This is a genomic window from Paraburkholderia bengalensis, from assembly GCF_037126505.1.
GTDB lineage: Bacteria > Pseudomonadota > Gammaproteobacteria > Burkholderiales > Burkholderiaceae > Paraburkholderia > Paraburkholderia bengalensis.
Genome location: NZ_JACFYJ010000002.1, coordinates 28216 through 51817 on the forward strand (window position 1 = coordinate 28216; position 23602 = coordinate 51817).

Here is a 23602-nt window from a genome sequence, read left to right on the forward strand (position 1 = left end):
GCCGCATGGGACGGCAAAAGCGCGCCGCGCGAGACGCTGGAGGCACACCGGGATGAAACGTTCGATCTACTGGCTGATGGCAGGCGCCGCGGGCGTCGTGGTGGCGAACAACTACTACAACCAGCCGCTGCTAGCCGACTTCGCGCTGGCTTTTCACACCAGCGAACGGCAGGCGGGAAATGTGTCGGTGGCGGCGCAGACGGGCTACGCGCTGGGTCTTCTGCTGTTCGTCCCGCTTGGCGACAAGCTGGAGCGCCGTTCGATGCTGCGCGTGTTGCTGTGCGTCGCCAGCGTGGCGCTCGCTGGGGTCGCGCTGTCGCCGACGCTCGGCTGGCTCATCGCGGCCAGCTTCGCGACGGGCCTTGCCAGCGTCGCGCCGCAATTGCTGACGCCGTTCGCCGCGCAACTGGCCGGGCCGCAGCAACGCGGCGAGGCCGTCGGCATCGTGATGTTCGGCCTGCTGGGCGGCATTCTCGTCTCGCGCTCGATCTCCGGCTCGGTCGCCGCGCACTTCGGGTGGCGTGCCGTCTACTGGTTCGCAGCGGCGGCGATGCTCGTCACAGCGGCTGTGCTGTCGCGCGCGCTGCCGCGCGTGCAGCCCAGCTACACCGGCAGCTACGCGCGCCTGATGGGCTCGCTGTGGACGCTCCTGCGCGGCGAGCCGCTCGTGCGTCAGACCTCGGCGGTTGCTGCGCTTCAGTTCGCCGCGTTCAGCGCCTTCTGGGTCACGCTGGCGTTCCATCTGCGCAGCATGGATGCGCACTACGGAAGCGAGGTGGCGGGTCTGTTCGGGCTGGTCGGCGTGGTGGGCGCGCTCGCGTCGACGGGCGCAGGCAAGCTGATCGATACACGCAATCCGCATGTCGTCGTGCTGGCGAGCAGCGCCATCTTCGTCGCCGCGTTCGGGATTCTTGCGCTCGCGGGCTCGACCATCGCAGGGCTGGTGGCGGGCGTGATCGTGCTGGATCTGGGTTTGCAGAGCGCGCACGTTGCGAACATGGCGCGCAACATGCGCGTCAGGCGCGATGCGATGAGCCGCGTCAATACGCTTTACATGACGATCCGCTTTGCTGGCGGCGCACTCGGCTCGTCGCTGGGCGTGTGGGCGTGGAGCGTATGGCAATGGCCGGGCGTGTGCGCGGTGGGCCTCGCGCTCGGCGGCCTGTCGATGGCGCTGCAGTTGCGGCCGCAAGCCGCCGCTCACGCGCTTCAGGACTGACCGCGCGACTTCGGGCGCGGCGGAACGCGACGCCACGTCAACGCGACGACGAGCAGAAACGCGACATAGGCCACCGCGAACACCCAGCCCGGCAAATCGTAATAGAGCCAGGCGCTCACCCAGTGCTGCACGAAGCCCTGCTGGCCGGCGGCCCCCGTGCGCAGCCGGTCTTCGAGCACGGTGAGCGGGCACGGCACATCGAGCGCCGCGAGAATCGCGACGATGCCGATGGCGGCAAGATGCAGCACCCGAAACCCGCGGTGACGCGCCCATTCTTGCCGCAGCGCGGCGCCGATCCAGATGGCGATCAATCCGCCGACGATAAAGACGACAATCAGCGCGTGCAACACGAGCACGGCATTGGCTAGCCAGATCATGCCGCCCATGGTACGCCGCGCTTCCCCGATGCTCGCCGAGCACTTTTCCAACGATGCAACGATGCGAGTCTTTATGTCCCGCCGCGCGCGTTCATCATCGGCTGTGCTGTGCTAGCCTGAACCGTCATCATCCGAAGTGATCCGGCGAGGCGCACGATGGAATTGCGGCACCTGAAGATGTTTTGTGCAGTGGCTGAAAACGGCAGCTTCACGGCGGCGGCCGAAAAAATCCACAACGTTCAGTCGAACGTGACCATGCGCATCAAAGAGCTCGAAACCGAACTGAGCCAGCAGCTATTCATCCGGCAGAAAAACGGCGTCGTGCTCACTTCGGCCGGACAGGTCTTTCTGGGCTACGCGCAGCGCATCCTGCAACTGACGGACGAAAGCCGCAATGCGCTGCTCGATAACGCGTCGCCGAGAGGACTGCTGCGACTCGGCTCGATGGAAACGACGGCGGCTATCCGACTGCCGAAAGTGCTCGCGAGATACCACGAACGGTTTCCGCAGGTGCAGCTATCGTTGATGACGGGCACGACGAACGAACTGATCAAGGCCGTCGAATGCCATCGGCTCGATGGCGCGTTCGTCGGCGGCTTTCATCAGAGTGCGACGCTGCATCAGGAAGAAATTTTCCGCGAAGAACTGGTCCTCGTGAGCGGGCGGGATTTTGCGTCGCTTGCCGCGCTCGCCAACCAGATGTCGGGACTCACCGTGCTCGCGTTCAGGACCGGCTGCTTCTATCGCTCGACGCTCGAACACTGGTTCTATCAGGCAGGCATCATTCCAGGCCAGGTGATGGAGCTTGGCACGCTGGATGGCATCATGTCGTGCGTCGCGGCGGGCATGGGCGTCACGTTGTTGCCGCGCTCCGTGGTGGACGGACACGGCACGCGGCCCGCCGTGCATTGCCACGAGCTGCCGCTGGAGTTCGCTCAGGTCAAGACCGTGTTCATCCGCAACAAGGACACGCTCGTCACGCCCGCGTTGACCGCGTTGCTTGATCTGTCGCACGAGCAGTTCGCCATCGACGAAGCCGTCGCGCCGTCGCCTGTCGACGGCGACATGCTGCATGCCACGCAGGCTTGCGTCGATACGGCGCAGGTTCACTGACCGCATTCACGCGCGCGGTGCGCCGCGCGCCATCAAAAAAGCCGTGCGTGAAGCGGCGCGCTGAGAACGCGCCGATTCACACACGGCCGTCTTTCAAGTTACGTATCCGACGTCACGCAAAGCGCAGTTGCATGGGCGTGATCCGCTCAGACGACTGCGCCTGAGGGCTTTCGTGTTCGTGTACGCGTTCGTCGGCGAGTCCCTTCGCGAGTTCTTCCACGCGTTCGGCGGCCGATATCACGCGATCGATCTTGCCGACGCCCTGACCCGCGTACAGCGACAGTTTCTGCGCCATTCGCGGCTTGTCGATTGCGCGCGCGCCGCCGCCGATGAAGCGCAACAGGTTCCATTTGTCGCGGTTCGGCATCACGCGATGCGGGGTGCCGTATTTCCAGCCGAACGAATAACCCGTTCTGTACTCGGTGTCGTCGACGGTTGCATCGACGATTTTCTGCTTGTAAAGCGGATGCGCGTTCGACTCTTCGCATGCGACGAACGCCGTGCCGACCAGCACGCCCGCTGCGCCCATGCTCATCACGGTGCGAACGTCGTCGCGATTCGTGATGCCGCCTGCGGCAAGCACGGGCCGCCCTTGCGCGACCTGGATCAGCGAAGGCAGCAGCGAAAGCAGCCCGATGGTGCCGCGATTCAGATGACCGCCGCTTTCGCTGCCTTGCGCCGTGATGATGTCGGCGCCTTGCGCGATGGCCTTGCGCGCCAGCTCGACGGATCCGACCTGAACCATCACCAGCATGCCCGCTTGCTTGGCGCGCTCGATCATGTGCGGATAGTTCTCTGCGTAGAAAAGCGACAGCATTTTCGGCTTTTCCTGCAACACCACCTGAAACTGCGCCTCGAATACCTCTGGTCCACCGAACGACGGCACGAGATTCACGCCGAACGGCTTGTCCGTGAGCGCTTTCGTCTCCCTGATCCATCGACGCAGCGCGAGCGGCGGCAGGCGCAATCCGCCGATCGTTCCCATGCCGCCCGCGTTGGCGACGGCGGCGACCAGCGTCGGTCCCGAAATGGCCGCCATGCCGGCGAGGAAAATCGGATATTGAACGCCGCAAAGCTGCGTGACGGCGTTTCCACCAAACTCATAACGGGTTGTTGTATTCATCATTCAGAGCTCCACGCGTTTTCCCAGCATGCGTTTCAACGCATCGTTCTTCAATACGAAATGGTTCTTGCAGGCACCGAAGATATGCAGTGCGAGGCCAAGCAGAAACGGCGTCGCGCCGATCCTGAAGAGCACGTCAAAGACATGCGCGGCCTGCGGACTCGTCGGCAGCACGGCAGGGATGCACCAGCCGCCCGGCAATTCGATTGGCAAGCCGGCAGCCGATTTCTCCAGCCAAGCGGCAACGGGCAGCAGCACCATCGCGAGGGCCAGCGCCGCCGCCACCGAGCGGCTCACGATCACTTCGACGGGATTCGGCGTGCCGACGGGCAGCGGATGCCACGACGTGACGCGCGCCCAGAACCGGTACGCGGAGACGGGAAACAGAATCGCGCCGAGCAGGTTCAGCACGCGCGTGAGTTCCGCGCCGGGCGCAATCGACCGCGCAATCTCGATGGCGATGATCGACAACACCAGCAACGCGACGATCCAGTGCAGCGCAATCGTGATGCGCGAGAAGCCCAGCCCGTTGTCGCGCAGCTGAAAACGCCGCGCGCCGGATGGATGGCTGGAAAGCGGTGACATGTGCGAATTCGACATTCTCATTTCCTATCGATGCAAAGGGCTAGTGACTGACCGCGCGCGACGAGCCGATGCCCGTTTGCGCGCGCACGAACTGCTCGTCGAATCGTTCGCGCTCGCCTGCGGCTCGCGCGCCCCGGTCCGTGATCGAGCCGAGCCAGGTGAAGAAGAAAGCAATCGTCATCGACACGATGGCGGGATAGTCATACGGAAAGATGGGCGCCGCGTGGCCGAGCACCTTCACCCAGACGGCAGGCGACAGCAGCACGAGTGCCACCGCGCTGACGAGTCCCGCGATGCCGCCAATGAGCGCGCCGCGTGTCGTCAGGCCTTTCCAGTAGATGGCCAGCGTGAGAATCGGGAAGTTGACGGACGCGGCGACGCTGAATGTCAGCGCCACCAGAAACGCGACGTTCTGATCCTTGAACACGATGCCGAGCACGATCGCCACGCCTGCGATTGCAATGGAGGCGATACGCGACACGCGCTTTTCCTTCGCGTGATCGGCCTGATTGCGCTTGAGCACCATCGCGTAGAGATCGTGCGAGATCGCGGAGGTGCCCGCCATCGTGAGCCCCGCGACGACGGCGAGAATCGTGGCGAACGCGACGGCGGACAGGAAGCCCAGCACGAGGTCGCCGCCCATCGCCTTCGCCAGATGCATGACGGGCATGTTGCCGCCGCCGATCAGCTTGCCGCCGGCCACACCGCCCTCGTAGAACGCCGGATTGCGGCCCACGATCACGATCGCGGCCGTGCCGAGCACCGTCACGACCAGAAAGAAGTAGCCGATGAAGCCCGTCGCGACGAACACCGATTTGCGCGCCGCTTTCGCATCGGGCACCGTGAAAAAGCGCATCAGGATGTGCGGCAGGCCCGAGGTGCCGAACACGAGCCCCACCGACAGCGAGAGCATCGCAAACGGATCGGCGACGAGCTTGCTCGGCAGCATGATGCCCGCGCCGCTCTTGTGCGTCGCAATGGCCTGGGCGAACATCGCGTCGATCGAATAGCCGAACTGGCGCAGCGCGAGGATCGCCAGCAGGCTCGCGCCGAACAGCATCAGCACGGCCTTGATGATCTGCACCCACGTCGTCGCGACCATGCCGCCGAAGGTCACATACACGGCCATCAGCACGCCGACCACGACCACTGCGTAGTTGTATTGCAGCCCGAACAGAAGCTGGATCAGCTGCCCCGCTCCCACCATCTGCACGACGAGATAAAAGCACACGACCGTCAGCGAGCCGAACGCCATCAGCGTGCGTATGCGCTGCTGGTCGAGCCGGAACGATGCGATGTCGGCGATCGTGACTTGCCCCAGGTTCCGGATGCGCTCGGCGAACAGGAACATCAGCAGCGGCCACGCGACGAAGAAGCTCACCGCGTACAGCATGCCGTCATAGCCGTTGAAGAAGATCATGCTGGTCAGCCCGAGCAGCGCCGCCGCCGACATGTAGTCGCCCGCGAGCGCGAGGCCGTTCTGGAAGCCGGTGATGCCGCCGCCTGCGTTGTAGAAGTCCTTCATCGACTTCGTCTTCGACGCGGACCAGTAGGTGATGCCGAGCGTCGCGACGACGAACACGACGAACATCGCGATGGCCGTGAGATTGAGCGGCTGCTTCTGTGCTTTTTCGATGACTTCGGCGGCTGTCGCCTGCTGTGCGACGCCTGCGGCAAAGAGGCAGCCCATAAACTCGACGTGACGTTTCATTGCGCGTCTCCCGTCAGGATGCGTGCCGTCAGCGCGTCGAACTCTCCGTTTGCGCGGCGGATATAAATGCCCGTCAAAATCCACGTGCCGACGATCAGCAGCACGCCCAACGGCCAACCTATCGTCATGACGCTGCCGGGAAAGAGCTTCAGCGCCAGCAGCTTCGGCGCGAAGCCGGCCACCAGCACGAAAGCGTAATAAGGCAGCAACGTGCCGAGCGTCAGCCGTACGACGAGGCTGCGCCGCCGGGCGACGAGCTGTGCGAACGCCGGCGACAACCGGACGTTGTGATGTGCAGTCGTTTGGACCACGATGTCTCCATGTCTCGTTTGGGAGTAGGCGGCTGTCGGGGGCTGCCCGATGCGCGCTTGCCGTTTTTTCCAACGATAGGAGCGTCGATGGTTCAAGTAAAATGATGATTGGTGATGCGTATCATCATCGTCAGTGAGACGGGTTCTTTCACGTCGCTTTGTTGTCCGCTTTACTGTTCATCAGCCGCTATTGACGCTGTGTATCAAGTGTTGTTAGCCGCGCTGTGTTTTTCCCGTCGACGCAAATGCTTAGTCTGGCGTCAACTGGAGGACACGTCATGGACATGCAAATTCCCTTTATCGACTCTGCCGCGCAAGCGGCGCACGCGCCATTCGAATGGCAGGATCATCGCGGCTACGATCGCGTGTTCCGGCACGAAGCGCTCACCGTCGGCCTGATCCTGCCGCTCGAAACCCATGCGGCGTCGCCTCATCCGAGCATGGCCAACCATCTGCAGATGGCGCGGCGCGCAGAGCAGGCAGGCGTCGCCGCGTTATGGGCCCGCGACATTCCGCTCTACGACCCGCAGTACGGCGATTCCGGCCAGATCTTCGAGCCCTTGATCTATATCGGGCACCTCGCCACGGCAACGAAGCACATCACGCTCGGCACGACGGGCATCGTATTGCCCATGCGCGAGCCGCTGATCCTCGCCAAGCAGGTCAACTCGCTGGACCGGCTGACAAACGGACGCATCGTGATCGGCATGTCGTCGGGCGACCGGCCGGCCGAATATCCCGCGTTCGGCATCGACTTCGACAGCCGCGGCGAGCGCTTTCGCGATGCGTACGAGGTGTATCGCAAGGCGAGCGAAGAGAACTTTCCGCACTTCGATTCGCCGCGCTTCGGACGCGCGGACGGCTCGCTCACGATGCTGCCGAAGCCGCTGTTCGGCCGCGTGCCGACGATTGCCGTCGGACGCTCGCAGCAGTCGCTCGACTGGATCGCGTCGCAGATGGACGGCTATCTCGGCTTCGTGCCCGAACCGGCGCGGCTGTCTTCGTTCGTCGACGAATGGCGGCAAGCGAATCGTCAGACGAACGGCGAGGACGAGCCCAAGCCGCTCGCGTTCGGCGGATTCCTGTTCCTGCATCCCGAGCGCGACTATCCGTTCAGGCGCATCGGCGGCGGACTGGCGATCGGCAGCCGCGCGCTGCGAGGCTTTCTCGATCAGGCGCGCGATCTTGGCGTATCGCATGTCGCGCTGAACCCTCGTGTGACGCCGCGCGACTATCGGCAGATACTCGATGAGCTTCATCGGGACGTGTTGCCGTATTTCCCGCCCAACGAATAGCGCACGACGGTTCCGCCGTTTCCGCCCTTTCGCCTTTTCGCCCGTGCATGAAGCCGCATCCGGTTGGTCCGGTGCGGCTTTTTGCGTGGGCATTGACGCTTTGCCGCGCCGAACGTGCGCGTCGTGCGCGTCGTGCGATGCGGGTTTCGCGGCGCGTGTCGCGTGAGTCGTCCGGGCGATCGCTTGCCGCGCGCATCGCGGAACTTCGCGCCGCGAATGGATGGGCGGCGTTCGTTGGCGGCGCATCGCTTTTGCGTAACGAGCAAGCGTCGACGCAAACAGCGGAGAACAAATCGGCGGCCATATTTGTTCCCGGCGCTCACAACTGTTTGTCCCCAGCGGGTGTACGCAACCCGGCCGAAGAAGCCTAGATTTACGACCAACGGCACAGTCATCCCGACAGCAACGCCGAACAACCGTTTCGAGGTCAACCATGAGCAACTCGCAAAAAGTCGTTATCGTCACCGGCGCATCGCAAGGCATTGGCGCAGAGATCGTCAAGGGTTTCCGTGAGCGCGGCTACCGCGTCGTCGCCGTCGCGCGTTCGATCAAGCCGTCCGATGATCCCAACGTCGTCGCCATCGCAGGCGATATCGGCGAGCGCGCCGTCGCTCAGCGCGCCGTCTCCGAGGCGGTGGCGCGCTTTGGCCGCGTCGACACGCTGGTCAACAACGCGGGCATCTTCATCGCCAAGCCGTTCACGCAGTACACGGAGGAAGACTATGCAGCCGTGCTGAACGTGAATGTGAACGGCTTCTTCCACATCACGCAACTCGCCATCGCAGAGATGGAAAAGAACAAGAGCGGCCACGTCGTGCAGATCACGACGACTCTCGCCGACCATGCGATTTCGGGCGTGCCGTCGGTGCTGGCGTCGCTGACCAAGGGCGGCCTGAATGCGGCAACGAAGTCGCTCGCCATCGAATACGCGAAGACGGGCATTCGCGCGAACGCCGTGTCGCCCGGCATCATCAAGTCGCCGATGCACGCACCCGAAACGCACGACGCGCTCGGCGCGCTGCATCCTGTCGGCCATATGGGCGAGATGAAGGACATCGTCGACGCCGTGCTCTACCTGGATTCGGCGGCGTTCGTGACGGGCGAAATCCTGCACGTCGACGGCGGCCAGATCGCGGGCCACTAAGTCATCACGCAACGTCAAGGCGCCGGCAACGGCGCCTTTTTCACACCAACGCTCACACGACACCACCACGGAGTTTCAGATGCCCATCGTGACGATTCAGGTGACCCGCGAGGGAACCGCACCCGGCGCCAGCGCAGTGACGCCTGAAGAAAAGGCCCAGCTCATCAAGGGAGCGAGCGAGCTGCTGTTGGACGTGCTGAACAAGCCGCTGGAAGCGACCTTCGTCGTTATCCAGGAAGTGGAGAAGGAGAACTGGGGCTGGGGCGGATTGCCTGTAGACGAATTCCGCCGCCAGCGAGCGCAGCAGGGCAAAAGCTAAGCGGTGTCGCAGTGACGGCTCGCTTTTGCGGGCCGTGATTCGCGGTCCGTGATTCACAACTCGCGATGCGCCTTGCCGCGCCGCCAGCCAAGAATGGCGCTCACCGACTCTTCCCTGCTCCCGGGCACGACTTCGATACGCGCCCCGGCCTGAATAAAGCCCGTCTGCAGCACGCTCAGATACACACCCGCAAAGCCGCTCAGATACATGTGCTTCACCGCCTTCCGGTAGCCCATCACCGCGTTGAGCTTGAAACAGGGGTTGCGCGGCGCTTCCACCCTTAGCCGCACCTGATCGATGACGAGCGTGTCGCCGATCCACAGATCCGTTTCGAGCAAGCCTTGCGTGGTCAGATTCTCGCCCAACGCGCCCATTTCGAGCGGCGTGCCGGCGTCGGGCACATCGGCTTCGATGCGCCGCTGCCGCCACCACGCGTAGTGCTCGAACGGATACAGATAGATGGCCTTGTCGAGTCCGCCATGCACGCTCAGGTCCGCGTGCTCGTCGCCCGCCAGACCGAGCTTCTTCACTTCGACGATCGCGCCTTCGCTCGCGCGGCTCACGGAACGCTTGCGTATCGCCGATTCGACGCTCAAGCCTTCGGAGGCAAGGCCAACGTCGAGCGGCTTGCAGACGCCAATGTTGATCGACAGCAGCGTGGCCTCTGGCGGGCGCGCGCCGCCCGTCGACGCCGTATCAGCGATGGGTTCTTGCATGGTCCTCGACGCGTCAGGACGCGAAGCGCTGCAGGCGCTTGACGGTTTCCGCCAGTTCCGCGTCGAGCCGCGCGACCAGTTCCGCCGCCGGCAGCGCGCGCGCCAGCGCCGCAGCCTGGCCCGCCCACTGTGCACCGAAGCCGAATTCGCCCTTTGCTTTCGCTGCCGCGTGCAGCGCCTTGCCGGCGTCGTAGGCGATGGGATAGTCGGGCGTCGCGGGGCGATCGCCGGCGCGGCCCAGCTCCGTGAAGCGGTTCACCATCGCGCGCGCCTCGCGGCCGGAAATCGCCGACGTCATCGTGGTATGCAGCGCGGCATCGCCGAGAATCGCGCGACGATAGCCGTCGTCGATCGACGTCTCCGGGCATGGCACGAACGCCGTGCCGAGCTGCGCCGCCTGCGCGCCGAGCGCGAGTGCCGCCGCGATGCCCGCGCCGTCCATGATGCCGCCCGCCGCGATCACGGGCAGATCGAACTTCTCGACGAACAGACGCGTGAGCGCAAACGTGCCGATGTTTTCGTCGAACGCCTGCGGGTCGAACACGCCGCGATGACCGCCCGCTTCGACGCCTTGCGCAACGAGGGCATCGACGCCCGCATCCACCAGCCGCCGCGCTTCGTCCAGACTGGTCGCCGAGGCGAGCAGCCTGATGCCCGCCTTTTGCAGCGTATCGATCACCGGCTGCGGCGGCAAGCCGAAATGGAAGCTGACGACAGCCGGCTTTTCTTCCAGAAACACGTCGAGCATCGCCTTGTCCTCGACGAAGCTCGTATAGATTTCGCTGAGTTTTTCAGGCGCGCTCGCGCCGTACTGCGCGAACTGCGGCGCGAGCCAGCTCAGCCATTCCTTCTCGACCTGGGCGTTGGCCGTCGCGGGCTCGTGGCAGAACACGTTGATGTTGAACGGCGCGCTCGTCAACGCGCGCGTGTCGCGGATCGTCTTGCGCGCCGCTTCTGCGTTCATCGCGCCCACGCCGAGCGAACCGAGGCCGCCCGCGTTCGAAACGGCCGCGGCCAGCGCAGGCGTGCTGACGCCCGCCATCGGCGCCTGGATGATCGGCTTGCTGATGCCCAGCAGGCTCAACAGCGACGTGCTTTCGGAACGGGTGCTCATGTCAGGTCCTCATCGAAACGGTTGGCGAGCGCGCGCGCCTTGCGCGCGTGCGCGCTCGCAGTGCTATCTGCAAATCAGATCATCATTTGCAGCGAACGATGGGTCAACCGTTGAGCGGTCAATTCACTCTTGAGCGCGGGGAACAGATCGACCGTCGCTATCGGCATGCCGGAACGCGGGATGCCGAAGCGCGCGTCAGCCCGGCAGCGGTTCATTCGCGAACGCGTTCAGTTCGCGCACGAGGCTCGATGCCGCCAGCCGCACGAGTTCGCCGCCCTTTTCCGGCGATGCCAGGCCCGGATCGGAGCCCATTCGTCCGTCCGGAAAGCGCGCGCGAAAGTCCAGCGCTTCGCGAATCGGGCCGGACGGCGCGATCTTCGGTGCATAGTCGGCGGATTTGATCGAGTCGGGAAACGCCCATTGCGTGATCGCGATTTCGGAGGGCGTGGCGTGCGAGCCGTGGCCCTCCGGGAACTGCGTGCGCGCGAGTTCGCCGACGCCTTCCAGATCCCACCAGTTGCACAGTTTCATCGCGACACCGGCGCGGCGCTTCGCGAAGCTCGACTCGACGTAGACCTCGGAGAACGCCGCTTCGATCGAGGCGATGTTGCCGCCGTGTCCGTTCAGAAACAGGATCTTCTCGAAACCGTGCGTGGCCAGCGAGCGAATCCAGTCGCCGATCGCGGCGATGAACGTGGAAGGCCGCAGCGAGATCGTGCCCGGAAAGCCCAGATGATGCTGCGCCATGCCGATGTTGAAAGTGGGCGCGACGAGAATATCGGCGGCTTTCTCCGCTTCGCGCGCGATGATCTCGGGACAGAGCCAGTCAGTGCCGAGCAGCCCCGTCGGGCCGTGCTGTTCGTTCGATCCGATCGGCACCACGATGGCGCGGCTGCGCTTCAGGTATTGCTCGATTTCGGCCCATGTCGATAGATGTAAAAGCATGGAAACTCCTGTCTTCTCTTCTTTGCCGCGCGCCGTGGCACGCGGGCGTGGGGAACGGGACGGCGCGTCGTCCGCCGCGGCGCGCGGATTCGGAGCCGATCCGGCCAAGCGTACAGGCAAACGGGCAAGGCGACCAACAGCAAGAAGGTTCACGACGCGTTGTCCGCAAGGCAACGCGCCGTGAAGCTCGTGCGGATTGTTTCCGGCGCGGCGCCAGTTTCAGCCAACGATTCCGCGCAGGAAAGACTGGGCACGCAGCGGCGCTTGCACGGCGTAGCCGTGCAAGCGCGCTTCACCACATATATCGTACACGATTGTATCGTACAGGATTGACACATCGGCAACTCCGCGTATGATTCCGACTCGCACGCTTTAATCGCATGCGATTCATATCGCGAACATGGAGATGACAATGACGATCGCCCACCTCGACGCCCAAACCGCCCAGCCGCCCGTCAAGCAGCTACGCGTCGAATCCTATACCAGCGGCATCATCGGCCCGAGCCAGACGATGCTCGGACCGCTCGCCGACGGCGGCACGCTGATCGCGGGCACGCCGCCCGGCTGCTGGGGGCCGATGATCACGCCCGCGTTCCAGGGCGGCCACGAGGTGACGCAGCCCGTCGCGATCGAAGGCGCGCAAGTCGGCGATGCCGTCGCGCTGAAAATCAAACGCTTGCGCGTCACATCGCATGCGACATCATCGGGCGTGATGCAGTTCGTCGAAGGGCGATATCACGGTGATCCCTTCGTCTCCAAGTTCTGTGCGTCGTGCGGCACCGAGCATCCCGCCAGCCACGTCGAAGGCATCGGCCCCGAGGCGATCCGCTGCGACCATTGCGGCGCCGAAGTGAGCGCCTTCCAGTTCCGTCACGGCTACATCATCGTGCTCGATCAGGAAAACGGCGTCAGCCTCACGGTGAATCAGGACGTCGGCAACCGGCTCGCGGGCAACGCGCCGGCCATGTCCGCGCTGCCCGAGCTGGCCGCGCAGCATTCCATTCTTTCGCTGGCGCGCGCCGACATGCCCGGCCTCGCGGCCCACATGCAGCCGTTCCTCGGCAACATCGGCACAACGCCCGCTCGCGATCTGCCCGACTCGCACAACTGCGCCGACTTCGGCCAGTACCTGGTGGGCGCGCCGCACCGCTTCAGCATGACGAAGGAGGAATTGCACGCAGCAAAAACCGACGGTCACATGGACACGAACTCCGTGCGCGAAGGCTGCATCCTGATTTGTCCGGTGAAGGTGCCAGGCGCGGGCGTCTACCTCGGCGACATGCACGCGCAGCAGGGCAACGGCGAGATCGCCGGCCACGCAACCGACGTCTCGGGCGAAACCGAACTGAGCGTCGAGGTGATCAAGAACCTGACGCTCGAAGGCCCGATCCTGTTGCAGAATCTCGACGATCTGCCGCCGATGGCCCGACCGATGAACGCCGAACAGCGGCAGAAAGTGGCCGAACTGGGCGCGCGCTGGGGCCAGCATCAGATCGAACGCAACGGGCCGGTGACTTTCATCGGCAGCGGCGAAAATCTGAACATCGCCACCGAAAACGGCCTGCGCCGCGCCGCCGCCGTCACGGGCCTCGCCTACGAAGAAGTGCTCAATCGCGCGACGATCGCCGGCTCTATCGAAATCAGCCGTTTGCCCGGCACGGTGCGCGTGACGATCCTGTGTCCCATGGACATTCTCGACAACATCGGCATCGGTCATCTCGTGCGGGAAAAGTACCAACTGGATTGACGAGGCATGATTCACACTTTCCCGCGCCGTTGACGCAGCCGCCCGCCACAACGGGAACCAACGACAGACCTGTTATGCTCTGCACGCGCGGCGCGCCACTCGCGGCGCGCGCGCTTTGCCTTGCCTGGCCGCGCGCCGCGTGCCGCGTGCCGCGCGGGCATGGGCCGACGGATATCCGGTCAGGCCGTCGCCAAACATGGAAACGCCATGCAGCGTCAATTCGAAGACCTACTCCTTGGCAGCATCGAACTGTTCTGCCTTGCGGCCGAGCTGGAAAGCTTCACGGTCGCGGCGACGGCCGCCAGCGTGACGCCCGCGGCCGTGAGCCGCTCGGTGGCCCGCCTCGAAGCGCGCCTCGGCGTCAGGCTCTTCATTCGCACGACGCGGCAGATCCGGCTCACCGATGCAGGGCGCCGCTACTTCGAACAATGCCGTGCGGCGCTGAACCAGCTCGCCGACGCCGAACGCGAAGCGACGGGACAGCAGAGCACGCCGTCGGGCGTGCTGCGCATCAGCATGCCGACGCCGTACAGCCACTATCGCGTGCTGCCGCTGCTCGCCGAGTTTCGCGCGCGCTATCCGGACGTGACGGTGGAAACGCATCTGAGCAACCGCAACATCGATTTCGCCGACGAAGGCTTCGACCTCGCCATTCGCGGCCGCGCGCCCGACGACTCCGGCCTCATCGCGCGCACGCTCGAGGACGCGGAACTCGTCGTCGTGGCGTCGCCTGCGTACCTGAAATCGGCGGGCACGCTGGACACGCCCGACGACCTGATTCGCCACGAATGCATCCAGTTCGCGCTGCCGAGCACGGGGCGCAACATACCGTGGCTGTTCCGGCTCGACGGCGAGGACATCGAAATGGCGACGCGCGGCGGATACGGCACGTCGGGCGACGTGCTGGCGGGCGCGACGCTCGCGCGGCATGGCGCGGGTCTGTTCCAGACGTATCGCTTCGTCGTCGAGCGGGATCTGAAGGACGGCACGCTGCAAGAAGTGCTCGCGCCGTATGGCGGCCGCTCGCGTCCGTTCGTGCTGCTTTATCCGCATGCGCGGCATCTGTCGTCGCGTGTGCGTTGTTTCGTGGACTTCCTGATGGAAAAGCTCAGGGCATAGCCCGCGCTCGGGCCCATCGAACTATCAATCTCCGTGTCTATGCTGCCGAATGTCGATTCGATTGTCGCCCGTCTGCGGCTCAAGCAACTGCGTCTGCTGATTGCGCTCGACGAGCACGGTTCGCTGCATCGCGCCGCCGACGAAATGGCGCTCACGCAGCCCGGCGCGACCAAGGCGCTGCGCGAAATCGAAGCGACCTTCGGCGCGACGCTGTTCGCGCGCTCGCCGCAAGGCCTGCAGCCGAACGAACTCGGGCGCTGCGTGATCCGCTACGCGCGTCTGATTCACATGGACGTCGCGCATCTGCGCGAAGAGATGGAAGGCATCCTGCAAGGCTCGGGCGGACGGCTGGCGGTCGGTGCGATCTCGGGCGCGGTGTCGGGCGTGCTGGTCGATGCACTGACGCGGCTGCGCGCGCGCCAGCCCGCCTTGACGGTCGAAGTCGTCGAAGACACCAGCGCGCGGCGCTCGCGCTGCTCGATCAGGGGCGGCTCGATCTCGCCGTCTGCCGCACGACCGTCGCGCGACAGCCCGATCATTACGACTACGTCGAACTGAGCGACGAGCCCGTCGCGATCGTCGCGAGCCCGATGCATCGGCTGGCGAAGGCGCGCGAGGTCGAACTCGCCGATCTCGCGTCGAGCCGCTGGGTCGTCTATCCGAGCATCATGCCGCTGCGGGGGCTGTTCGAGCGCGAGTTCAAGGAAGCCGGGCTTTCCGTGCCGCCGCATCCCATCGAAACGGCATCGACGATGACCACCGTGCTGATGCTGCAGCGCGACCCGACGCTCGTCTCGCTGATGCCGCGCGACATGGCGGCGCTGCTGTCCCATCACGGTCTCGCAAAAACGCTCGCGATCGACGTGCGCTCGCGCACCGAACCGTACGGCATCGTGACGCGTCGCGGCTCGGCGCTGTCGCCCGCGGCGCGCCTGATGATCGACGAACTGAGCCGGCGCGCGCCGCCGGACGAGCTGGCGCTGCCGGTTGAAAAGCGTTCAGCGCGTGACTAATATCGATTCATCGCGGCGGTTGCGCAGCATCGGCTAATGCATGCTGGCACCGCTGCCGGGACACACCTGCCAGCCCGTCGCCGATGAAATCGTATGTCGTTCTGCTCACCGCCTGGATGGCCGCGCTCGGCGCAGCGGGCGTGTATTCGGCCCACGCGACCGGCCCGGCTATCGTCGCGCTCGCGAGCCCGCCTTCCTCTGTCGATTCGCCGCTCGTCGAGCCCGTCCGTCACGACGCGCATCGGCCGTCGATAACGCCCTCGCCCGCCATCATCCACGGTCCGTCGTATCTGTCCGCGTTGCGCGAGTACGATGTCCGCTCGCTCGCGCACAGGTTCTCGCTCGGCGCGCCTACCGGGTTCAAGCTGAACAATCACGGCGACTGAACAGCGCGCCCGCTCAGCGCACGACAGAAGCGTGGCTGCTTTCGTATTGCTGCAGCGACACGCCGACCACATGCTCGCGCCAGATTCCACATTTCGCGACCACGGGAATCCACGACTGCTTGTTACGCAGGCGCGCGAAGGCGCGCATGGTCACCGTCTGTTCGACGGGCTGCGCACCATTGCTGCCCGCGAACATGCCGCTGCCTTCGTCGATATTCGCCTTCAGCACGCGGCGGTCCGGCGCAAGGAACATGTCATAGCGTGAGGTAGTGCGAATCCATCGGTCGAACTCGGCGATGCAGTTGATGACGGATGGACGCACGTGAAGACGCGTCAGATACGCGTAGTCGTCGGGCACGTCGGCCTGGGACTGTGAGAAGGCGCTCGTGCAGAACCAGATGAGACACACGATGCCCAGTACAGCGGTGATGCTTTTCATTGCGAGGTAGCGCCTGGATGTGCGATGTGTTGCAAACGTTCAAGGCGCTGAAGTATACCTGCTTCACGGCACGCTCATTGTCCGGGCGCGTCGCGATCAGAATTCGACGAGCGCGAACTCGTCCTTGCCGACGTCGCAAAGGGGGCAGCGCCAGTCTTGCGGCACGTCGGCCCAGCGCGTGCCGGGCGCGATGCCTTCTTCCGGCAGGCCGGCGGCTTCGTCGTAGATCCAGCCGCAGATCACGCAGACCCATTGCTTGAGGTCGTCGGCGGAGGCGGGCGACTTGCCTTGCGCAGCATCGTGCGATCCCGTCGCAGGCGCGCTCTTGTCGTGATCGAGCGTCACGACGAGCGGCGCGGGATGCCCGGCGGCGGGCGCATCGAGGTAACGTTGCAGCGCCTGATGCAGCGCGACGGCTTCGGCGTGATTCAGGTCGATCCAGAACGGATCACCTGCGCCGTCATTGAGTCTATCGGACGAGAACTGGATTTCGACAGCAGTGGCTTTCTTGTACATGCGAAATGGAAAATGGACGAACGGATGCCGACGTCACCGTCCGTTGCGCGCCGCGCGATGGCGGCTGCGCTCAGAAAAAGTGACGCAGCAGCGCGCTGCACAGCGCGGCGGCGATACCGACCAGACCGAGGGTTTCGAGGAGTGTCAGCGAACGGCGAGCGTTGGCACGGTTGGGTGTCGACATGGGCTTGAACGAAAGGATCGAGGGTTGAATCAGGACGCTGCGCTTCACAGCAAGGTTCACAGCAAGGTTCGCGGCAACCTTCACGGCAAAATTTGCCAGCAAAGCTCGGCAGCAAAAAAAAGCGAGCCCGGATTGTAAACGCTCAGTCTTTCAGTCCCTGTCTTTTCGCCACGACCTTGCGCGGATCGACGTGCTGCACGCAGTACGGTTGACTTGCGTATCGTCCCGCGATTATCGCCGCTACACGCCGCGCGATTCGCTCCTGATGGTTGAAAGTGTCTTTCGGACGAGGGCTTGCGATGTGCGCGCTTCGTGTGCGCGGTCCATGTCGGCGCGGATGCGCGTGAATGCTTGCGGCCCGCCGCAGCACGCCGCAAGCCCGAACGTGACGACAGCCGCGCTACTGCCGGGCGGGCGCCGGGCTGTTGTCGCTATCGCAACTGCCGCGTTGCTGGCAAGCCGCCTGACGCATCTCTTCCTTCGGATCGCCGGACGTATAGCGCACGCGATCTTCCGACCGGTAGTAATTGGCGTTCTGATCGATCTTCGCGTACGAGGCGACGGGCGCCGTCAACGCGGCAACACCCGCGAGCGCAAGAACCAACGCAAGGGCTTTCATTGTTCGACTCCTTTTCGATCGTTGCGACAACAATCGATCGGCGCACGCGGTCGGACGCGTAGCATGCGTGCAAGCCGGTCACGGAGAGTCTCGCCCCTGATTGGCAACCCTACGCGGGCGGGCGCATGAAGCCGGATCGTCGGCCCTTTGCGCCCGGATGAACGATGCGAGGCTCATAAAAAAGCATAGTCGCTGGATAGCCCGGGCGTTAGTTTTCGTCGGGCCGTCGGACCATCGGGACTTCACGTCGCCGCGCCCTTTCCCGGCGGCATCAGCACCTGGATGAGCCCGTCCGCATCCTTCGCGATCAGCGCCAGCACCAGATCGATGCCCGGCGTGGGCAGCGCCGGCTCGCCATCGACGCGCGCATTGATCCGCTTGAGCAGCGGATCGAGCATCGCGCGCGCTTCCCTCAGTTTGTCCTTGTTCAGCTGCGCCGCACCGACGGCGTCGGCGAGCAGCGAAAGCACGCGCGGCAAGGCCAGCCACGCCCGGTCGACGGCAGGGCGCGCGTCGTCCCGATGCTCGTGCGCGAACGCCTGGCAGACCACGAGCACGTCGCGATGCAGCCGGCTGAGAAACGGCGGCACCTTGTCGACGGCATCGGCGCTGCCGCGCAGGATCGGCACGAATACATGCTCGCGCTCGGCTTCCTCGAGCGCATCGGCGAGCGCCTTCTGCGCGTCGAGGCTGCGCGTTTCGAGACGCGCCATCGTGGCCTCGTCCGGCGCCGCCGCGAGCTTGAGCTGCATCAGTTGAGACAGCGCTTCCAGACAGTCGCGCGCATTGCGGTGCGCGCCCTTCAGCGCGCGGTTCGGCCACATCACCGTCGCGACGAACGCAGCCGCCGTGCCGATCAGGATTTCCGCCACGCGATGCAGCGGCCGCACGAATGCCGAGCCGCTATCGCCCGGCACGAGCACCACGATCACGAGCGTCACGCACGCGAGCCGCAAGCCGGGGCGCGCGGCGGCCATCGCCGCGAGCGGCAGCAGCGCGATCGCAAACACCGTCAGCGGATCGACGCCGTGATCGACGACGACAATGCCGATTCCCCCCACGATCGCGCCGATGCACGCGCCGATGATCTGATCGCGCGCAATCGTGAGCGCCTGCGTGAGACTGGGTTGCGTCACGACGATCAGCGTCGTGATCAACGCCCAGTAGCCTTCGGGCAGCGTCGCGAGCCGCGCCGCGCCGTAGCTGAGCACGCAGCCCGTCAGCGTGCGAGCGAAGCGGCGCGCTTCCGGCGCGCGCAGGAGGGTCCTCAACCTGCCCTGTTGTTGCAGAGTCATCCCGATAGTTTCCGTCAAGACGTGTGGCCATAGACCGCCCGCCACACGCAATGTCTGTTCATAGGGGAACAAGCCTTGCTGGCGTGACTCCCTATGTTCGAAAGCCCGCATTTCAGGAGCGTGATGCCGATGCCGCCAGCCCATGCACGCCGCATTTTCTCGACCGCCCTTTGTGCCGCCGCGCTGCTCGCGGCCGGCGCGCACTCCGCCTTCGCGCAGAGCATGCCCGCCACCGTGCCAGGCGATGCAGCATCGGGCGTGGCCGCGAGTTCCGCGGCATTGTCGAGCGGCGCCAGTCCGAACGCCTCGCCCGTGGTGCCTGTGCCCCCGTCCGAGCTGTACGGCGCGCTGTATCGCGACGTCGAACTCGCGCATCTGTACCCCGACAGCAAGACCTTCGCCGACATGGTGCCGAACGCGCCGCCGCAGCAGATCGTCGCCGATTATGCCAGGCAGAAGGACGACGCGCAGTTCGACCTGGGCGCTTTCGTCGATCAGCGCTTCACGCTGCCCGCGCGCGAAACGAAGCACTACGTGTCCGACCCGAACCAGAGCGTGACGGCGCACATCGACACGCTCTGGTCCGTCCTGCGGCGTGATCCCGACGCCAGCGCGAGCCCGTGGTCGTCGCTGCTGCCACTGCCGTATCCGTACATCGTGCCCGGCGACCGCTTCGACGAAATCTACTACTGGGACTCTTATTTCATCATGCTCGGTCTGCGGCAAAGCGGTCGCGAAGCGCTGCTCGAAAACGAACTCGACAATTTCACCACGCTGATCGAGCGCTACGGCCATATACCCAACGGCAACCGCACGTACTATCTGAGCCGCTCGCAGCCGCCGTTCTCCGCGCAGATGGTGCGGCTCGAAGCCGAGCGCCGCGGCGATCAGGTCTATCTGCGCTATCTGCCCGCGCTGCGCAAAGAATACGACTACTGGATGGACGGTCACGACAAAATCGCGGCAGGCAGCGCTTACGGGCATCTCGTGCGGCTGCCCGACGGCACGGTGCTCAACCGCTACTGGGACGCGCGCGACACGCCGCGCGACGAATCGTATCGGGAAGACGTCGCCACCGCACAAGCGACGCCGCAGCGCAACCCGCAAGACCTGTGGCGCAATTTGCGCGCCGGCGGCGAAACGGGCTGGGACTTCAGCTCGCGCTGGTTCGCGGACGGCAAGACGCTCGCGACGATCGAAGTGACGTCGCTGATTCCCGTCGATCTGAACTGCCTGCTCGTCGAGCTCGAGCGCACGCTGGCGCGAGCGTATCGCGTGAAGGGCGACGCGTCGCACGCGGAGAACCTCGAACAGCGCGCCGCCACGCGCGCCGATGCGATCCGCCGCGTGTTGTGGGACGCGCAACTGAACGCGTTCGGCGATTACGACTTCGTCGCGCACCGGCTCACGCACCGCCTCAGCGCGGCGACCGTCTATCCGCTCTACGCCGGCGTCGCGACAAAGCCCCAGGCGGCCGCCGTGGCTGCGACGGTGCGCGCGCATCTGCTGCGTCCCGGCGGGCTCGCGACGACGACGACGCAGACGGGACAGCAATGGGACGAGCCCAACGGCTGGGCGCCGCTGCAGTATCTCGCCGTGACGGGCTTGCGCCGCTACGGCCAGGCCGATCTCGCGCAGCAGATCGCGACACGCTGGATCACGACCAACGTCGCGTACTACCAGCACACGGGCAAACTGGTCGAGAAATACGATGTCGACGCGAAGGCGGGCACAACGGCGGCGGGCGGCGGCGAGTATCCGTTGCAGGACGGCTTTGGCTGGACCAACGGCGTGCTGCGCACGCTGATGGCGATGTATCCGGGCGCGGCGGGTCCGTCGACACGTCCCGCCGATGTGCCCTCGGGCGCGGCGGGCGTGTCGGAAGCGGCATCGGCGGCTGCCGCGGCGCCGAAAACGACGCATCGGCTGCGGCCGACGCCTTCGCCTTGACGGCTCGCCGCCGCTAGCGCGTCCAGGGTCGTGTCGCCGTGTCGCCGTGTCGTCTAACTGCTTGTTACGAAACTCGCATACGTGTTGCAGCTTCCATCAGGGACGCCGCGTACACTGCGCTGGCATCGTCGGACGCAATTCATAGGCGAACGCTATTGAAATCGAATGCACCGGCGCAACATCGGTTCGAATAACTCAAACGGATCATCAGCATGACAGCTTTCGGGAAGACCACGCTCGGCACAGCCGCGCTCATTCTGGTTCTCAGCGGGACGGCACACGCGGCGGGCTGTCTGAAGGGCGCCGTGGTCGGCGGCGTCGCCGGGCACTATGCGGGCCATCACGCCGTGGTCGGCGCGGTGGGCGGCTGCATCGTCGGGCGCCATCTCGCGAAAAAGCATGCGGAAGAACAGGCCGCGCAGCATCAGGCCATGCACGCCCAATACCAGTAAGAAACCGCCAATTTGCACGCCCGTGTCCCAACCGGACACGCGATTTAATTCTTTCTTAATTGTCCCGGCTCATGATTCGCTCGCAGGTTCGTTATCGATGCCTGTCGATCCGGGTCGACGCTACCGCGTCGTAGCCGGGTTCCACGCCACATCCTGCCGCCAGAACATCGGCGGCGCTTTTTTCCGCGCGAACGAGGGCCGCCTGGCTATCGCCGGATACGAAGAGAAGAGGTGCACCAACATGTCGCACAAATCGCGAAACCGCAAACCGACCCGCCCCGCCATGTCGCCGCTGCTGCGCGCGCTGACCTTCAGCCGCGCGGCGCACGAGCCGATCACGCGGGCCATGCTGCTGCAGGCGTATGCGAGCCTCGACGCGTTCTGCCGCGGTCAAGGCTCGCGCGAGCTGTTCACGACGCTTGGCCGTCAGCTGCTGATCGCGGAAGAACTGAGCCGTATCGGTCATCTGCCCGAAGCCGCCGACGATATCGCCGAAGCGCAGATCGCGATGACGGACATCGACGCCGCTGAGAAAGCGAGCGGCAAGTGGACGGTCGAAGGCGACAACTACGCGTGGCTGACCATTGCACTCGACGCGCTCGACCGTCAGCTCGCAGTCGCATCGCTGGAAGATATCGCGAAGGCCGAAGCGCGGATGATCGAAGGCCTGATGCGCACCGAGCAGGAACTCGCGCACGCAGCCGTCGCGGCCTGAATACACGGCGTCTGCTGCATCGGCGCGACGTTCGATGCGCCTGCTTTGCGTCGTTCGATGCCCGATCGGCACGCGGCGCGCGTGACACGTAACGAAATCGCGCGGCGTGACTGAACTGGCCGCCCGCCGGCGCTAAAGCTTTTGCAGCTCCGCCTGCATCCAGTCGTGCACCTGATGGCTGAGTTCCTGCGGCGAGCGCTCTGCAGGCGACAGTGTCGGCCCCACCACCACGCGAATGTGTCCCGCTCCCGCAGGCCAGCCTTTCGCCGGCCAGACGCTGCCTGCGTTGTGCACGACGGGAACGATCAACGCGCCCGTCGCGCAGGCGAGGCGCACGCCGCCCGAGGTGAGCTTGACGGGCGCGCCGTGCGGCACGCGCGTGCCTTCCGGAAAGATCACCACCATGTCGCCCTTCGCAAGGCGCTCGGCCGCTTCGCGCGTCACGGCGACGTGAGCCTGACGGGGCGAGCCGCGGTCCAGGCTGACCATGTCGAGCCCCTTTAGCACCCAGCCAAAAAACGGAATCCGCAGCAGATCCTGCTTGAACACGAAGCTGATCCGACGCGGGAAAAGCGCGAGAAACGCAAGCGTTTCCCACGTCGATTCGTGGCGGCACAGGATGATCGACGGCTCGTGCGGCAAATGCTCAAGGCCTTCTATCGAACAGCGGATGCCGAACGCGCCGCGCATCACCGCGACGAGCGCCCTGCACCACAGCGCGGCCAGCCGGTAACGGGCCGAGCGGCTGATGAACGGATACAGCAGCAGCATCAGCGTGGACCAGATCGTCCCGCTACCCAGCAGATAAACGATGAACAGCCATTTGGTGATCACAGCGCGCATAGGGTGTGGCATCGACGGAAGGTGGTGGCGCAAGCCAAACCCAGATACTACCGGCGATGAAATAACCGCACGCGCGAAAGCTGCAGGCGCAAAGGCTGCCGGACGCGGCGCGCCAAAAGAAAACGCCGGCCAAGGCCGGCGTTCAGACTGTTTTTGTGGAGGCGCAGGTCGCCTCGCGGCGCCAGAAGGCTGGACCGTCGGCAAAGGATCGCGCCTTTCGACGCTCACGCTTTGCAGACGGTTCAACGCTTCGCCTCTCTGGACTTGTCGTTGAGCGCAAACTTCCCCCGTGCGCAAATACAGTATCGCCGACACGCCCGCGCCCTAATGTGGCCGAGCGAACATTCAGACG

25 protein-coding genes and 1 pseudogene are annotated in these 23602 nt (G+C 64.9%); 12 read left to right on the forward strand and 14 right to left on the reverse strand.

Annotation, left to right across the window (positions count from 1 at the left end; genetic code table 11):
* The first annotated feature begins 52 nt into the window (after positions 1 to 52).
* The gene (locus H3V53_RS01705) at positions 53 to 1219 is read left to right on the forward strand and encodes an MFS transporter (RefSeq protein ID WP_336596429.1); all 1167 of its coding nucleotides are present in this window, start codon (positions 53 to 55) and stop codon (positions 1217 to 1219) included.
* Here the strand turns inward: H3V53_RS01705 and H3V53_RS01710 are convergent.
* Entirely contained in the window at positions 1210 to 1596 is a 387-nt protein-coding gene (locus tag H3V53_RS01710) for a DUF2784 domain-containing protein (RefSeq protein WP_336596596.1), read from the reverse strand. The genes H3V53_RS01705 and H3V53_RS01710 overlap by 10 nt on opposite strands.
* Before the next feature lie 156 nt (positions 1597 to 1752).
* Here H3V53_RS01710 and H3V53_RS01715 point away from each other — a divergent pair, with 156 nt between their 5' ends.
* The gene (locus H3V53_RS01715) at positions 1753 to 2709 is read left to right on the forward strand and encodes a LysR family transcriptional regulator (RefSeq protein WP_336596430.1); all 957 of its coding nucleotides are present in this window, start codon (positions 1753 to 1755) and stop codon (positions 2707 to 2709) included.
* A 112-nt stretch (positions 2710 to 2821) separates the two neighbouring features.
* Here the strand turns inward: H3V53_RS01715 and H3V53_RS01720 are convergent, their stop codons facing one another.
* Genes H3V53_RS01720 through H3V53_RS01735 form a run of 4 tightly spaced genes read right to left on the reverse strand, consistent with a single transcriptional unit; the run spans position 2822 to position 6439 of the window.
* Positions 2822 to 3832: an NAD(P)H-dependent flavin oxidoreductase gene (locus H3V53_RS01720; protein WP_336596597.1), complete on the reverse strand. Its 1011-nt coding sequence runs from the start codon at positions 3830 to 3832 to the stop codon at positions 2822 to 2824.
* A 3-nt stretch (positions 3833 to 3835) separates the two neighbouring features.
* A complete protein-coding gene (locus tag H3V53_RS01725; protein ID WP_336596431.1) occupies positions 3836 to 4432 on the reverse strand; it encodes a cytochrome b in 597 nt (198 codons plus the stop codon).
* A gap of 25 nt (positions 4433 to 4457) precedes the next feature.
* Complete coding sequence (gene actP / locus H3V53_RS01730; protein WP_336596432.1) at positions 4458 to 6128, reverse strand: cation/acetate symporter ActP; 1671 nt, start codon at positions 6126 to 6128, stop codon at positions 4458 to 4460.
* The gene (locus H3V53_RS01735) at positions 6125 to 6439 is read right to left on the reverse strand and encodes a DUF485 domain-containing protein (protein ID WP_336596433.1); all 315 of its coding nucleotides are present in this window, start codon (positions 6437 to 6439) and stop codon (positions 6125 to 6127) included. The genes actP and H3V53_RS01735 overlap by 4 nt, the downstream gene beginning before the upstream one ends.
* A gap of 278 nt (positions 6440 to 6717) precedes the next feature.
* Here H3V53_RS01735 and H3V53_RS01740 point away from each other — a divergent pair, with 278 nt between their 5' ends.
* From H3V53_RS01740 to H3V53_RS01750, 3 genes are all read left to right on the forward strand, one after another.
* Positions 6718 to 7734, forward strand: coding sequence for a TIGR03571 family LLM class oxidoreductase (locus H3V53_RS01740; protein ID WP_336596434.1), 1017 nt, complete (start codon positions 6718 to 6720; stop codon positions 7732 to 7734).
* Between the two features lie 433 nt (positions 7735 to 8167).
* On the forward strand, positions 8168 to 8878 hold the full coding sequence (locus tag H3V53_RS01745; RefSeq protein ID WP_336596435.1) for an SDR family NAD(P)-dependent oxidoreductase: 711 nt from the start codon (positions 8168 to 8170) through the stop codon (positions 8876 to 8878).
* A 79-nt stretch (positions 8879 to 8957) separates the two neighbouring features.
* Positions 8958 to 9197 (forward strand): tautomerase family protein, encoded by a 240-nt coding sequence (locus H3V53_RS01750; RefSeq protein ID WP_336596436.1) that lies wholly within the window; start codon positions 8958 to 8960, stop codon positions 9195 to 9197.
* A 53-nt stretch (positions 9198 to 9250) separates the two neighbouring features.
* Here H3V53_RS01750 and H3V53_RS01755 read toward each other — a convergent pair whose 3' ends face one another.
* The 3 genes from H3V53_RS01755 to H3V53_RS01765 all read right to left on the reverse strand — a co-directional run bounded on the left by H3V53_RS01755 (position 9251) and on the right by H3V53_RS01765 (position 11972).
* The gene (locus tag H3V53_RS01755; RefSeq protein ID WP_336596437.1) at positions 9251 to 9913 is read right to left on the reverse strand and encodes an MOSC domain-containing protein; all 663 of its coding nucleotides are present in this window, start codon (positions 9911 to 9913) and stop codon (positions 9251 to 9253) included.
* Between the two features lie 13 nt (positions 9914 to 9926).
* Complete coding sequence (locus tag H3V53_RS01760; RefSeq protein WP_336596438.1) at positions 9927 to 11027, reverse strand: NAD(P)H-dependent flavin oxidoreductase; 1101 nt, start codon at positions 11025 to 11027, stop codon at positions 9927 to 9929.
* Positions 11028 to 11222: 195 nt separating this feature from the next.
* Entirely contained in the window at positions 11223 to 11972 is a 750-nt protein-coding gene (locus H3V53_RS01765; RefSeq protein ID WP_336596439.1) for a creatininase family protein, read from the reverse strand.
* Positions 11973 to 12384: 412 nt separating this feature from the next.
* On the opposite strand from H3V53_RS01765, the gene H3V53_RS01770 reads away from it, so the two are divergent.
* From H3V53_RS01770 to H3V53_RS01785, 4 genes and pseudogenes are all read left to right on the forward strand, one after another.
* Positions 12385 to 13719, forward strand: a complete 1335-nt coding sequence (locus tag H3V53_RS01770; protein ID WP_336596440.1) for an acetamidase/formamidase family protein — start codon at positions 12385 to 12387, stop codon at positions 13717 to 13719.
* Between the two features lie 207 nt (positions 13720 to 13926).
* Positions 13927 to 14838: a LysR family transcriptional regulator gene (locus H3V53_RS01775; protein ID WP_336596441.1), complete on the forward strand. Its 912-nt coding sequence runs from the start codon at positions 13927 to 13929 to the stop codon at positions 14836 to 14838.
* Positions 14839 to 14877: 39 nt separating this feature from the next.
* Positions 14878 to 15851 (forward strand): annotated as a pseudogene (locus tag H3V53_RS01780) (LysR family transcriptional regulator).
* Between the two features lie 83 nt (positions 15852 to 15934).
* Positions 15935 to 16237 carry a hypothetical protein gene (locus H3V53_RS01785; protein ID WP_336596442.1) on the forward strand — a complete coding sequence of 101 codons (303 nt, stop codon included), beginning with the start codon at positions 15935 to 15937 and terminating at the stop codon, positions 16235 to 16237.
* 13 nt (positions 16238 to 16250) lie between these two features.
* On the opposite strand, the gene H3V53_RS01790 is transcribed toward H3V53_RS01785, so the two are convergent.
* The 5 genes from H3V53_RS01790 to H3V53_RS01810 all read right to left on the reverse strand — a co-directional run bounded on the left by H3V53_RS01790 (position 16251) and on the right by H3V53_RS01810 (position 19290).
* The gene (locus H3V53_RS01790; RefSeq protein ID WP_336596443.1) at positions 16251 to 16676 is read right to left on the reverse strand and encodes a BspC domain-containing protein; all 426 of its coding nucleotides are present in this window, start codon (positions 16674 to 16676) and stop codon (positions 16251 to 16253) included.
* 96 nt (positions 16677 to 16772) lie between these two features.
* Complete coding sequence (locus H3V53_RS01795; RefSeq protein ID WP_336596444.1) at positions 16773 to 17192, reverse strand: rubredoxin; 420 nt, start codon at positions 17190 to 17192, stop codon at positions 16773 to 16775.
* A gap of 70 nt (positions 17193 to 17262) precedes the next feature.
* Entirely contained in the window at positions 17263 to 17460 is a 198-nt protein-coding gene (locus tag H3V53_RS01800; protein WP_336596445.1) for a hypothetical protein, read from the reverse strand.
* A 316-nt stretch (positions 17461 to 17776) separates the two neighbouring features.
* Complete coding sequence (locus tag H3V53_RS01805; RefSeq protein ID WP_054922662.1) at positions 17777 to 17995, reverse strand: hypothetical protein; 219 nt, start codon at positions 17993 to 17995, stop codon at positions 17777 to 17779.
* A 242-nt stretch (positions 17996 to 18237) separates the two neighbouring features.
* Complete coding sequence (locus tag H3V53_RS01810; RefSeq protein ID WP_336596446.1) at positions 18238 to 19290, reverse strand: FUSC family protein; 1053 nt, start codon at positions 19288 to 19290, stop codon at positions 18238 to 18240.
* A gap of 123 nt (positions 19291 to 19413) precedes the next feature.
* Here H3V53_RS01810 and treF point away from each other — a divergent pair, with 123 nt between their 5' ends.
* The 3 genes from treF to H3V53_RS01825 all read left to right on the forward strand — a co-directional run bounded on the left by treF (position 19414) and on the right by H3V53_RS01825 (position 22407).
* Positions 19414 to 21240, forward strand: coding sequence for an alpha,alpha-trehalase TreF (gene treF, locus H3V53_RS01815; RefSeq protein ID WP_336596447.1), 1827 nt, complete (start codon positions 19414 to 19416; stop codon positions 21238 to 21240).
* Between the two features lie 212 nt (positions 21241 to 21452).
* The gene (locus H3V53_RS01820) at positions 21453 to 21692 is read left to right on the forward strand and encodes a hypothetical protein (RefSeq protein WP_336596448.1); all 240 of its coding nucleotides are present in this window, start codon (positions 21453 to 21455) and stop codon (positions 21690 to 21692) included.
* Between the two features lie 241 nt (positions 21693 to 21933).
* Positions 21934 to 22407, forward strand: a complete 474-nt coding sequence (locus tag H3V53_RS01825; RefSeq protein ID WP_054922660.1) for a hypothetical protein — start codon at positions 21934 to 21936, stop codon at positions 22405 to 22407.
* Positions 22408 to 22539: 132 nt separating this feature from the next.
* Here the strand turns inward: H3V53_RS01825 and H3V53_RS01830 are convergent, their stop codons facing one another.
* Positions 22540 to 23250: a lysophospholipid acyltransferase family protein gene (locus H3V53_RS01830; RefSeq protein WP_336596449.1), complete on the reverse strand. Its 711-nt coding sequence runs from the start codon at positions 23248 to 23250 to the stop codon at positions 22540 to 22542.
* Positions 23251 to 23602: the final 352 nt, after the last annotated feature.